The organism is Clostridium folliculivorans (assembly GCF_024341905.1).
In the GTDB taxonomy this organism is placed as follows: domain Bacteria; phylum Bacillota; class Clostridia; order Clostridiales; family Clostridiaceae; genus Clostridium_AR; species Clostridium_AR folliculivorans.
Map to the genome: position 1 here is coordinate 157,013 of NZ_BQXY01000001.1, position 13,021 is coordinate 170,033.

At 31.4% G+C, this 13,021-nt stretch carries 8 protein-coding genes and 1 riboswitch; of the genes, 7 read left to right on the top strand and 1 reads right to left on the bottom strand.

The window, feature by feature from the left end; all coding sequences use genetic code 11:
- Positions 1–99: 99 nt before the first annotated feature.
- A riboswitch (SAM riboswitch) is annotated at positions 100–199 on the top strand.
- A 284-nt stretch (positions 200–483) separates the two neighbouring features.
- Positions 484–1,659, top strand: a complete 1,176-nt coding sequence (gene metK, locus OCU55_RS00770) for a methionine adenosyltransferase (protein ID WP_261850419.1) — start codon at positions 484–486, stop codon at positions 1,657–1,659.
- 206 nt (positions 1,660–1,865) lie between these two features.
- Here the strand turns inward: metK and nagA are convergent, their stop codons facing one another.
- Entirely contained in the window at positions 1,866–3,011 is a 1,146-nt protein-coding gene (nagA, locus tag OCU55_RS00775) for an N-acetylglucosamine-6-phosphate deacetylase (protein ID WP_261850420.1), read from the bottom strand.
- Positions 3,012–3,479: 468 nt separating this feature from the next.
- Here nagA and recD2 point away from each other — a divergent pair, with 468 nt between their 5' ends.
- The 6 genes from recD2 (at position 3,480) to prfB (ending at position 13,011) form a co-directional block, all read left to right on the top strand.
- Positions 3,480–5,714, top strand: coding sequence for an SF1B family DNA helicase RecD2 (gene recD2, locus OCU55_RS00780; RefSeq protein ID WP_261850421.1), 2,235 nt, complete (start codon positions 3,480–3,482; stop codon positions 5,712–5,714).
- A 13-nt stretch (positions 5,715–5,727) separates the two neighbouring features.
- Positions 5,728–6,756: a hypothetical protein gene (locus tag OCU55_RS00785; protein WP_261850422.1), complete on the top strand. Its 1,029-nt coding sequence runs from the start codon at positions 5,728–5,730 to the stop codon at positions 6,754–6,756.
- On the top strand, positions 6,732–7,406 hold the full coding sequence (locus tag OCU55_RS00790) for a ComF family protein (protein WP_261850423.1): 675 nt from the start codon (positions 6,732–6,734) through the stop codon (positions 7,404–7,406). Before OCU55_RS00785 ends, OCU55_RS00790 begins: the two co-directional genes overlap by 25 nt.
- A gap of 768 nt (positions 7,407–8,174) precedes the next feature.
- The gene (hpf, locus tag OCU55_RS00795) at positions 8,175–8,717 is read left to right on the top strand and encodes a ribosome hibernation-promoting factor, HPF/YfiA family (protein WP_261850424.1); all 543 of its coding nucleotides are present in this window, start codon (positions 8,175–8,177) and stop codon (positions 8,715–8,717) included.
- Between the two features lie 278 nt (positions 8,718–8,995).
- On the top strand, positions 8,996–11,506 hold the full coding sequence (gene secA / locus OCU55_RS00800; protein WP_261850425.1) for a preprotein translocase subunit SecA: 2,511 nt from the start codon (positions 8,996–8,998) through the stop codon (positions 11,504–11,506).
- Positions 11,507–11,897: 391 nt separating this feature from the next.
- Positions 11,898–13,011, top strand: a protein-coding gene (gene prfB / locus OCU55_RS00805; protein ID WP_261850426.1) for a peptide chain release factor 2 whose coding sequence is annotated in 2 segments (ribosomal slippage) — positions 11,898–11,975 and positions 11,977–13,011 — 1,113 coding nt in all. Because the reading frame shifts where the segments join, the coding sequence is not laid out codon by codon here.
- The last annotated feature ends 10 nt before the right edge of the window (positions 13,012–13,021 follow it).

Below are 13,021 nucleotides of genomic sequence, written 5' to 3' on the forward strand. Positions count from 1 at the left end.
TTGCAAGTTGCTTCAGTGGTTCGAATCCACTCTCCTCCACCACAAAGACACTTATAGTGGTGTCTTTTTTGTATGAATAAAGATAATTAAATAATGTAACTCTTATCAAGAGAGGTGGAGGGAAAGGGCCCTATGAAACCCGGCAACCGGTGATATACACAATGGTGCCAATTCCTGCAGATAAACTGCGAGATAAGAGAGATGAAATTATAAATCTCTTCTTTGAAGAGATTTTTTTACTGTATAGGAAGTTATAAGGTTTTCAAGATAGCTAAACCTAGAAATTTTAATGGTTTTAGAAGTTTTTATGGATATACAGTAAGAAAAATTCTTGTTCGCCTGCCAGATTTTCTTCACAAACGTTTGAAAAGGCAGATGCGTAAAAAAAATCATAGGCAATAGCTTAAATGGTTTTTCAATAATTATAATTTTTTATGAAGGGAGGAATTAACTGTTTTATTTTAGAAGACAGTTAAGTTTTGAATGAAAAGATTATTTACATCAGAATCAGTTACAGAAGGACATCCAGATAAAATCTGTGACCAAGTTTCAGACGGAATATTAGATGCTATATTAGAAAAAGATCCGAATGCTAGAGTTGCATGTGAGACAGCAGTAACAACAGGTATGGTTGTAGTTATGGGGGAAATATCTACTAATTGCTATGTAGATATACCTAAAATAGTAAGACAGACAGTAAGAGAAATAGGCTATGATAGAGCTAAGTATGGATTTGACTGTGATACATGTGCAGTACTAACTTCAATAGACGAACAATCAGCTGATATTGCAATGGGAGTTGATGAAGCATTAGAATCCAAAAAGGGTGAAATGGATAAGATTGAAGCAGTAGGTGCTGGAGATCAAGGTATGATGTTTGGATTTGCTACAAACGAAACAGAAGAATATATGCCTATGCCAATAGCTTCAGCTCACAGACTGTCAAGAAGATTAAGTGAAGTTAGAAAAAATGGTACTTTAGACTATCTAAGACCAGACGGTAAGACTCAGGTTACTGTTGAATATGAAGACAATAAGCCAGTTAGAATAGATGCGATTGTTGTTTCTACACAACATGGTCCAGAAGTATCTCAAGAACAAATAGAAAAAGATATAAAAGAACATGTTATAAATGCTGTAATACCAGCAAACCTATTAGATGAAAATACAAAGTATTATATAAATCCTACTGGTAGATTTGTAATAGGCGGACCACAAGGTGATAGTGGTTTAACTGGAAGAAAGATAATAGTTGACACTTATGGTGGATATGGAAGACACGGTGGTGGTGCTTTTTCAGGAAAAGATCCAACTAAGGTAGACAGATCTGCAGCTTATGCAGCAAGATGGGTTGCTAAAAACCTTGTTGCAGCAGGTGTTGCTGATAAACTAGAGATAGAGTTAGCTTATGCAATTGGAGTAGCTAAACCAGTTTCTATAGAAGTAGATACTTTTGGAACTGGAAAAGTTGGAGATGACAAAATTGTTGAAATAGTTGGTAAAGTGTTTGATTTAAGACCAGGTGCTATAATAAGAGATCTTGATCTTAGAAGACCTATATTTAAGCAAACAGCAGCTTATGGACATTTTGGAAGAACTGATGTTGATTTACCTTGGGAACAATTAAATAAAGTTGAAGAAATAAAGAAATATATATAGAAAAAATGCTGCTTTTTAGCAGCATTTTTTATTTTTTTTATCGACTTTTTGTGACCTAAAGGTTGAGGTTAAGTATTGATAGATATAACTTTTTAAAAGATTCGTAAAAAGCTAGTGGTATCATTCTAATTTACATATAGAAATTTCATATAAAATCAACATGTATAGAGGTATAGATATGTTGATTCGTGAATGGGTTTGATATGTTATATGGTCTTATTAAATACAACCTTACCTTTTACAAGAACTGATTTTATATTGATTTCCTCATCAAATAATAATAAGTCAGCATCATAACCTTCTTTAATCAAACCTTTTATATCTTCAACTTTACAATGTTTTGCTGCATTATAAGAAGCCATTCTTATTATTTCGTATAAGGGATAAGAAGTATTGTTTTTTACGTTTTTTACTGCCTTATCTAGTGTTAAAATAGAACCAGCTAAAGCGCCATTTCTTAATCTAGCAGCGCCATTCTTAACTATTACATCTTGACCTCCTAAAGAATAATCTCCATCAGGCATGCAGCAGGCCATCATTGCATCTGATACTAATAGGACTTTATTAATGCCTTTAACTTTATATGCTGATCTAAGAGAAGGATATGCAATGTGTATACCGTCTGAAATAGTCTCAGTGGTAATGTCTGTATCAAAAATTGCACCAACCACACCAGGCTCTCTGTGATGAAGAGGAGTCATGGCGTTAAAAAGGTGAGTTGAATGAGATACTCCAGCCTTAATTCCTTCAATTGCGTCAGAATAACTTGCTTTAGTGTGTCCCATTGAGACAGCAATATTATTATTTTTGAGAAAACCAATGAGTTCATTAGCACCATCTACTTCTGGAGCAATAGTTATAGCGGTTACAGTATCTATATTTTCGCCAACCATTTTCTTAAAGTTGTTTATTGTTGGTTCTAAAATAAAATTAGGGTTTTGAGCTCCAATCATCTCTGGACTTATAAATGGTCCCTCTAAATGTACACCTAATACGTTCGCGCCATCAGTTCCATTATTTTTTGCATAGGTTATAGCTTCGATTGATTTACTTATATCTTCCGTTGATACAGTCATGGTAGTTGGTAAAAAAGATGTTGTTCCATGTTTTACAATGGTTTTTGATATTTCGTTTATAGCTTTATAAGTTCCATCCATAGTATCGTGACCACCAGCTCCATGTATGTGAACATCTATAAATCCAGGGGATAAGTATAGACCCGTTGCATCAAGTGTCTCGCAATCAATATTATTTTCTGGATTTATTGCTTTAATCTTTCCGTCTTCAATAAGTACAGAGCCTTCTTCAATTTTATCGAAGAAAATTATTTTACAGTTTTTTATTAATAACATTAAATCACCTCATATTTATAATAATACTAAATTTAATTTATAGAAACACTATTTAAAAGGGAAAAGATTATTTTTTTATCCTTTAGAAAATTATAATTCAATTAGATCTGTGAATAAGAATGCGTGACAGACCTAAAACATAATATAACTAAAGAAAAAAAGAATAATGGGTTGCCTTCCAAATTTTCCTCATATACATCTGAAAAGGCAAGCAATCAAAAAAATTTAACCTTTTATAACTTGAAAGCATACATTTATATGGATGTACCACTTCGTATTAAAATTTATATTTTTAAATTCTCTCACCAGAAGCCGTGAGAGTTTTAAAAGTATATTTCGGTTAGAAGTTTTTTATCTTTAGAAAGGCAACAATATTTACAAGTGAAATTATTCTGTAAATATTTAAATACTGTATGTTGTGATATAATCTATAATAGAATATTGTGAAATAAAACTAGGAGAGATAAAATGGAAGTTATAAGAGGCATTGTGGATACAATAGTTTATAAGAATGATGAGAATGGATATGTTGTAGCTAAAATAAAAACAGATAAGACCCTTATAACTATTGTAGGAGTGATCCCTTATATTGGAGAAGGCCAAAATTTAGAGTTAAAAGGTGATTGGGTTTTACATCAACAATTTGGACGACAGTTTAAGGTTGAAGAATGTGAAGAGATAATACCTAACACTGTAGAAGCTATAGAAAAGTATTTGGCATCAGGTTTAATTTATGGAATCGGTCCAATTACTGCTAAGAAAATTATCAGTAGGTTTGGTGAAAAAACTTTAGAAATAATGGATAGTGATATTGAACGTCTTGGTGAGATAGAAGGAATTGGAACCAAAAAGTTAGAGCTTATAATTGAATCTTATGTTTCTCAAAGGGAACTTAAGAATATTATGATTTTCTTTCAAGCGCATGGAGTTACAACAAATCAATGTATAAAGATTTATAAGAGGTTTGGAGGAAACTCAATAAATATTGTTAAGGAAAACCCTTATGTTTTATGTGAGGAGATAACTGGAATAGGATTTAAAACATCAGATAAGATTGCAAGATCTTTAGGTATTGAGGTTGATTCACCCTTTAGAATACAGAGTGGTCTAAAATACGTTATTAATGATTTTTGTGCTAATGGTAATACATTTATGCCTAAAGAGTTGTTAATCAAAGAATCCTCAGAAGTGCTTACAGTAGATAAAAGCGTAATAGAAAAAAATATATATGACAGCTCGATGGATGGTAAGATAAAAATAGATAGAATAAATGATATAGAAGCAGTATTTAACTTATATTATTACTATTGTGAACTAGGTATAACCAATAGAATACTGACATTAGCAATAAGCAATTTCCAAAATATTAATTTAGATTTAGGATTTGAAATTGATACCTTTGAGAGTAAAAATGATATAAGTTTTGCTAAATCTCAGAAAGACGCAATAATTGGTGCTTTTACTAATGGAATTGAAATTATCACGGGTGGTCCAGGAACTGGTAAAACAACAATAATAAAATGTATAATAGAAATGTATGAAAAGGCTGGAATGAGGGTTATGCTAGGGGCTCCAACAGGAAGAGCTGCTAAGAGAATGACTGAATCTACCGGTAGAGAAGCTAAAACAATACACAGACTATTAGAGATGGGTGTAAGTGATGATGAGGATGTTTCTATGTTCTCAAAAGATGAAGGTTCTCCTCTAGAGGCAGATGTTGTTATAGTAGATGAAGCTTCAATGATAGATATAGTTCTCATGAATAATCTTTTAAAAGCTATAAAGGTTGGAACAAGAGTTATTATAGTTGGAGATATTGACCAACTCCCTTCAGTTGGTCCAGGAAATGTTCTTGCAGATCTTATAGAGAGTGAGTTTACTAAGGTTGTAAGATTAAAAGAAATATTTAGGCAGGGCAAAGAAAGCTTGATTGTTACTAATGCACATAGAATAAATGAAGGTGAAATGCCATTATTAAATGAAAAGGATAAAGATTTTTTCTTTATAAAAGAATCAGAAATAGATTCAATCCTTATGACTGTGATTGACCTAATAAATACAAGACTACCTAAGTTTAATAGAAAGTGGGATAAGTTAAAGCAAATTCAAATTTTATCTCCAATGAAGAAAGGTGTACTTGGTATAACAAACCTAAATAATAAGCTTCAGGAGATCTTGAATCCAAAGAGTAAGGATAAGAAAGAAAAACAAATGAAAGATATTATTTTTAGAGTTGGGGATAAGGTAATGCAAACTAAAAATAATTATTCATTAAAGTGGACTAGAATAAGCGGATTTGGAGAGAATGAAGGTGTAGGGGTTTTTAACGGTGATATGGGATTTATTGACTCTATTGATGAAGAAAATAGATCATTAAGTGTAGTATTTGAAGATGAGAGAAAAGTGATTTATGATTATATATTTCTTGATGAGTTAGATTTGGCATATGCTATAACAATACATAAAAGTCAAGGAAGTGAATTTCCGGTTGTTATAATACCCTCTTATATGGGGTCACCGCTACTTATGAACAGAAACCTACTATATACTGGTATAACAAGGGCAAAAGAGCTAGTGGTTGTTGTAGGTGGGATAAAGGCGCTTAAATATATGGTTGACAATACTAGGAGTAATGAAAGATTTTCTTCATTAAAGTGGAGAATTAAAGATATTATATCTAATGATGCATTTATGTCTGAATAAGTGAGGAGTTAATATGGTTAATATTGAAATGGATAAAAGATATGTTGAATTAAATCATACGGTTAATAGGATAAATGATTGGTATGAGAAAGATGAATGTAGACTGTTAAATATAATCACTGTTCCTTATAATACCTCTAGAATATTTAGGGAGCTAATAACAAATATCTTATCTAATAATAAAAAAATACTTTATGTAACTCAAGATGGTAATGTAAATGAAGATATAGTGAAATATCTTAAACTTTCTTTTGGGTTTAAAAGCTATTCCATAATAAGAAGTGGAAGTTATCATAGTAATACCTACCTTCATTTTATAAGCTATGAAAACATTAGATTTATAGAAGAGGATTACGAATTAATTATTTATGATGATATAACTAGTTTCTCTAGACAAGGAAAATTAGAGATACAAAATTCTGTTGATTTTTTATATAAAAGATCAAACAAAGCTATAGTATATAGCACAGAAGCTGTGTTTATAAATTGTCCGTATATACAGCTTGGAAATTGCTTTAGAATGACGCCTTTTGTTGAACCAAGAATTATAACAACAAGGATTGATTTAAACAAGGATATACCGTATCTTCTATATGATTATTTAAAGTGGTTTAAAGACAATAATAGGAAAGTGATAATTCATACACCTTCAAAAGAGAAGACAGAAATAGTATATAACTACTACAACGATATACTAAAAGTTTCTTCAAGAATGAAATTGGTTAAAGTAACAGATAATAGTGAATTAAAAAATATAGAAAAATTACATGAAATAAAAGACAAACCTGTTATGGTTATAACTAATCTAATAGTGCAGCAATTTGAGGAATTAGATAATATTGATGTAATAATATATTTTGCTGAGGATAAATTTTTCGATTATAAAAAAATAGTATACCTTTGTGGTAAAGTAGGTAAAGTAAGAGGTGCTCAAGGAGAAGTTATACTTTTAGCAAATGAAGTTTCTGCTCAAATGGAGTACGCAAAAGATTTAGCGAGGGAGTTTAATAAAGCTGCGTGGGAAAAAGGATTACTGAAATAATTAAATATGTATTAGAGTGTGTGCTAGAAGTAATCTATCCTCATTCTAATAAGTGTTTGTGTTGTGAATCAGATACTGATACTGAGTCTATTTGTGATAGATGTTTAAATAATGTAGCTTATATTTATGGAGGATATTATTTAGACAAAGAAGATAAAGTCAAGTGCCATAGTGCTGCTTATTATTCTGGTAGTATTAAAGAACTCATAATTAATTTAAAATACTCTGCTAATTTTGAAAGTGCAGAATTTTTAGCTCATATTCTCTATAAAAAAATGAAAGAAGAGCATATAAGTGGAGATTTAATTACCTATGTTCCTATATCTAAAGCCTCATCAAAAAAGAGAGGATTTAATCAATGTAGAGCTATAGGAAAAGAATTATCTAATCTCAGTAGAATTAAATTGGTTAATACTTTAAGAAGATCAAAAGAGGTAAAGGAACAGAAAAGGTTGTCTATTGATGAAAGAGTTGAAAATATGATTGGAGTATTTGAAGCCAAAACACCTAGAGATATAGAAAATAAAATAATTATATTAATCGATGATGTAATTACTACGGGTTCAACGCTTATGAGTTGTAGAGATGCACTTATAAAGGCTGGAGCTGGAGAAGTAATCCTCTTGACTGTTGCAAAAAGTAATATATAATAGATAATAGGGGCTAGGTTTGTGGTTGAAAGTCGATGCCAGTCGCAGGCGAAACGATCCACGTAAGTTGAACAAAAGGTTTAATGAGCATGGTGCGGCTTAGAGGTAAGTCCTGCCAGTAAAACTGAGAGAGTGAGTAGTGAGAGGTTGAGTCCGGGTAGCAAAAGCTCCAGCAGGCGAGTGTGGGGTCAAAGACCAGGTCAACTAGCTTTAAAGTAGGTATTAGCATTTAGATGTTGATACCTACTTTTATTTTTGTTTTGATTTTGGGGTTTGGTTAGAGCAGAAATATATCAATACATAACTTAATTAAAGCTTTACCAATTTAGTCTGAAAACTATTTATAAAGCAAAAAAGGCCATTAATAGCTAAAATGATTGTTGGTATATTTCTAATAAAAATTTAATATATGATAATTCTTAAAAAGCGAATAAAGTACGAATAGTTGTAATATAAATCTATAATCACATATAGAACAATAAAAAAATGAATAAAATCGAAATAATGTACAAGCCTACGATAATTGGAGAATAACAAAGGAATATAAGATTAAGTTGATTAAATTTTCTGTAAATTCAAATAATTATACTTGTTATTATTTAATTAAATGTGTAAAATTAAATTAACAAATACAACATTAACAAAGGTTAAGAAAAATAAAATTTGTATATAAGTATCTATAATTATAAATATAATCTTATATATAAGTAAATACTTTAAAAAGTAATAAAAAAACATAACCTTTTAATTAGGAGAGGGGCTGACCATATGAAAGTTACAGTATTAGCAAAAAACATAGTATTAACAGATCCTTTAAAGGAAGCGGTAGAGAGGAAAATCTCAAAACTTGAGAAATATTTCACTCCGAATGTGGAAGCCAAAGCTACACTAAGTGTACAAAAAAACAGACAAATAATTGAGGTTACAATTCCTTTTAATGGTGCTATATTAAGAGGAGAAGAAGCTACAGATGACATGTACAAATCAATAGATTTAGTACAAGAAAAAATTGAAAGACAAATAAGAAAGCAAAAAACAAAGCTTTCTAGAAGATATAATAATGCAGAATCAGTAAGATATATTAACTTTGACAATGTGCCTAATGTTGATCCTGAAGATGACGAAGCACAAATAGTTAAGACAAAGAGATTTGGTATTAAACCAATGGTGGCTGAAGAAGCGGTTCTTCAAATGGAACTAATAGGACATAACTTCTTCGTTTTCCAAGATGCAGATACTAATCAAGTTAATGTAGTCTATAAGAGAAAAGATGGAAATTATGGGTTAATAGAACCTGAGTATGAATACTAAAAATAACAATAACGTGGGCTGACTGTAATGGTCAGCCCATTAAATGTTTGACTAGAATATTAGTTATAGTATAAAATGTAGAGAAACTTCCACTATCGTAGTGGTTAAAATAGAAATAATTATAATAAATAACTAAATGTTTTTAAAATGTTTACAATATTAGCTAGAATATGGTTTAATTTTACTATAAATACCCGTATCAATTATTGAAAAGTTATGTAAATAAGTGATATAATTTAGAGAGTTATGAAAATATACAGAAGTGTGAGGATAATAACATGGGGATACTTACTAAAGTTTTTGGGTCTTATAGCGAAAGGGAAGTAAAAAGGATTATTCCTATCGTTGATAAAATAGAAACTTTTGATAGTGCAATGCAAGCATTAACAGATGAACAGTTAAGAGGAAAAACAGAAGAATTTAAAAATAGATACAAAAACGGGGAAAATTTAGATAGTATACTACCTGAAGCTTTCGCTGTAGTTAGAGAAGCATCTTACAGACTACATTCTGAGAAGCATTATAGAGAGCAACTTATAGGTGGTATAGTTCTTCATCAAGGAAGAATTTCAGAAATGAAAACTGGTGAAGGTAAAACATTATGTGCTACTTTACCTGCTTACTTAAATGCTATCGCAGGAAAAGGTGTTCATATAGTTACTGTCAATGATTATCTTGCAAGAAGAGATATGGAGTGGATGGGTGAAATATATCAATTCTTGGGGCTTACTACAGGGGTAATACTACATGATCTTGACAATGATCAAAGAAGAGCAGCTTATAACGCTGACATAACGTATGGAACTAATAATGAATTTGGTTTTGATTATTTAAGAGATAACATGGTTATATACAAAGAAGAAAAGGTTCAAAGAGAATTAAGCTTCGCTATAGTCGACGAAGTTGACTCAATACTTATAGATGAAGCTAGAACTCCTCTTATCATATCTGGAGCTGGTGAAAAATCAACTGATTTCTATAAGATTGCTGATTTCTTTGTAAAAAGATTATTTAAAGAGAAGCATTTTACTGTAGATGAAAAGGCTCATTCAGTAATGCTTACTGAAGATGGAATAAAAGAAGCAGAACTTGCTTTTGGTGTAGAGAACTATGCTGATGCTGATAATATGGAATTACAACATCATATAACTCAAGCTTTGAAAGCAAATTACTTAATGAGATTAGATAAAGATTACATGGTTAAGGATGGAGAAGTAATCATAGTTGATGAATTTACCGGAAGACTTATGGAAGGTAGAAGATACTCTGATGGGTTACATCAAGCTATAGAAGCTAAAGAAGGTGTTAAAGTTGAAAGAGAATCTAAAACTTTGGCAACTATTACATTCCAAAATTACTTTAGAATGTATAAAAAGCTTTCAGGTATGACTGGTACTGCATTAACTGAAGAAAATGAATTTAGAGAAATTTATGGATTAGACGTTATTGTCATTCCTACACATAAACCTATAAAGAGAGCAGATAATCCAGATGTAGTTTATAAGACAGTTGCTGGAAAGTTCAACGCTATTGCCGAGGAAATACAAGAAACAAATAAAACTGGTCAACCGATGCTAGTAGGTACAACTAGTATTGAAAAATCAGAGGCACTTTCTGCACTTCTTAAGAGAAAAGGTGTAAAGCATCAGGTACTTAATGCAAAGTACCATGAGCAAGAAGCAGAAATAATTACTCATGCTGGTGAAAAGGGTATGGTAACTATAGCTACTAATATGGCTGGTAGAGGTACGGATATCAAGCTTGGAGAAGGTGTAGTTGAGCTTGGGGGTCTGAAAATTATTGGTACAGAAAGACATGAATCAAGAAGAATAGATAACCAGCTTAGAGGACGTTCAGGTCGTCAAGGAGATCCAGGAGCATCAAGATTCTACATATCATTAGAAGATGACCTTATGAGAATATTTGGTTCAGATAGGCTACAAGGGGTAGTAGAGAAGCTTGGTTTATCAGATGATGATGCGATTGAAAGTAAGATGGTTTCAAAATCTATAGAAAATGCTCAAAAGAAAGTAGAAGGTAACAACTTTGATGTAAGAAAGACTTTGCTTGGATATGATGATGTAATGAATAAGCAAAGAGAAGTAATATATAAGCAAAGAGCTCAAGTTCTTGAAGGAGAGACTCTAAGAGAACAAGTTCAGGATATGATTAGAGAAGTGGTATATGCGGCTGTTGATTCACATATATCTGGTGAAGAAGAAACTTTTGATGATGAAGTAAAACAGTTAATAAGTTATATGGAAGATCTATATATACCACAAGGAATGTTTGAACCTAAGGATTTAGAAGTTTTATCAAATGATGAAATGAAAGAAAAACTTCTTAGCTTAGCAAAAGATATATATAGAGAAAAAGAAGAACACTTTGGTGAAGAGCAGATGAGAGAAGTTGAAAGAGTTATACTTCTTAGAGTTGTTGATACAAAGTGGATGGATCATATTGATAATATGGATCATTTAAAACAAGGTATAGGACTTAGAGCATATAAGCAACAAGACCCTGTTCAGGCTTATCAATTTGAAGGAAGCAATATGTTTGATGAAATGATTGAAAACATAAAAGTTGATACTGTGAAGCTTCTATTCCATGTTCAAATGGAACATACACCTGAAAGAGAAAGAGTCGTTGAAGAAACAACAACAAATCTTGTTGATGATTCAATAAAGAAACAACCAACAAAAAAAGAAGCTAAGGTTGGAAGAAATGATCTATGTCCTTGCGGAAGTGGTAAGAAGTACAAAAACTGCTGCGGAAGAGAAGTAGTTTAATATTATAAAAATTTAGTAACAGAAAATGCAGCCGATATATATCGGCTGCTTCTATTTCCTCAAGATACATTTGATGTTTATTGGCAAAAAACGTGATGTTCCTACAGTAGATGCTATATGAGCGAGCTATTAGAATTAAATGATTTTTGAAGCTAGAGCCTCGTTAAAAAACTGTATTGTCCGAACGTAGTGAGTTATACAGTTTTAGAGGCTTTAGCGGAAGAAATCATATTAATTCTTTGTGAAGCTCATCAAAGTATCGTATGTAGGAGCATCACGTTTTCTAGGAAACATTAAATAGTTCTATCCACTTGTTAGTTGTTTGATGTTGTAAAATTATTATATAATGATATACTATAACTTAGTTTAATAAAGTAGGGGTGATTTGTATATGATGCTTGAATTAGAAAATCAGCTTTTAAAGTTGAATGAATTTAAAAATATACTTAAGGAAATGGGGGCTTCACTTTGACATCCCAGAATTAATAAAGAAGTCAAGTGAGCTTGAATTTACAATGCAAGAAAAGGATTTTTGGGAAGATGTTAATAAAGCACAAAGAATAACTCAGGAATCTAAAACTTTAAAAGATAAGATTAGTAGATATGGCTCTTTATGTGAGAGAGTAGAAGATATAGAAGTTCTGGCAGAATTAATTGATGAAGATGATAATAGTACTGCAGATGAGATAATAAATGAAATAAAGAAATTAGATGATGATATAGATATATTTAGGATAGAAATTATGCTTTCAGGGGAGTATGACAGGAATGATGCTTTATTGACTTTACACACTGGTGTAGGAGGTACTGATGCCAATGATTGGACTGAGATGCTTCTAAGAATGTATACAAGATGGTGTGAAAAAAAGGGGTATAAGCTAGATACATTAGATTATTTGGCTGGAGATGAAGCTGGTGTGAAGAGTGTTACGTTAAGAGTCAAAGGTGAATTTGCTTATGGATATTTGAAAACTGAAAAAGGTATACATAGGCTTGTTAGAATATCGCCTTTCAACGCAAATGGGAAAAGACAAACTTCCTTTGCTTCGGTAGAAGTATTGCCAGAGCTTACAAAAGATCAAGATATAGATATAAATCCAGTTGATTTAAGAGTAGATACCTATAGGTCAAGTGGAGCTGGTGGACAGCATGTTAATAAAACTGAATCTGCTGTAAGAATAACTCATATTCCTACCGGTATAGTAGTTCAATGCCAAAATGAAAGAAGTCAACATTCTAATAGAGAAGTTGCTATGAATATGCTTAAATCTAAACTTATTGAACTTAAGGAAAGAGCTCATAAAGAAAAGATAGAAGATTTAACTGGTGAATTAAAAGATATGGGATGGGGAAGTCAAATACGAAGCTATGTTTTTCACCCATACTCAATGGTAAAGGATCATAGAACTGGTACTGAAACTTCAAATGTAAATGGTGTTATGGATGGAGATATAGATATGTTTATAACGTCTGTATTAAGAGGAGAAAGCAAGAATATAAACTAAATCAATGAGG

Coding starts and splice junctions, on each gene's coding strand:
- metK (WP_261850419.1), top strand. CDS start 484: ATGAAAAGATTATTTACATCAGAATCAGTTACAGAAGGACATCCAGAT.
- nagA (WP_261850420.1), bottom strand. CDS start 3,011: ATGTTATTAATAAAAAACTGTAAAATAATTTTCTTCGATAAAATTGAA.
- recD2 (WP_261850421.1), top strand. CDS start 3,480: ATGGAAGTTATAAGAGGCATTGTGGATACAATAGTTTATAAGAATGAT.
- OCU55_RS00785 (WP_261850422.1), top strand. CDS start 5,728: ATGGTTAATATTGAAATGGATAAAAGATATGTTGAATTAAATCATACG.
- hpf (WP_261850424.1), top strand. CDS start 8,175: ATGAAAGTTACAGTATTAGCAAAAAACATAGTATTAACAGATCCTTTA.
- secA (WP_261850425.1), top strand. CDS start 8,996: ATGGGGATACTTACTAAAGTTTTTGGGTCTTATAGCGAAAGGGAAGTA.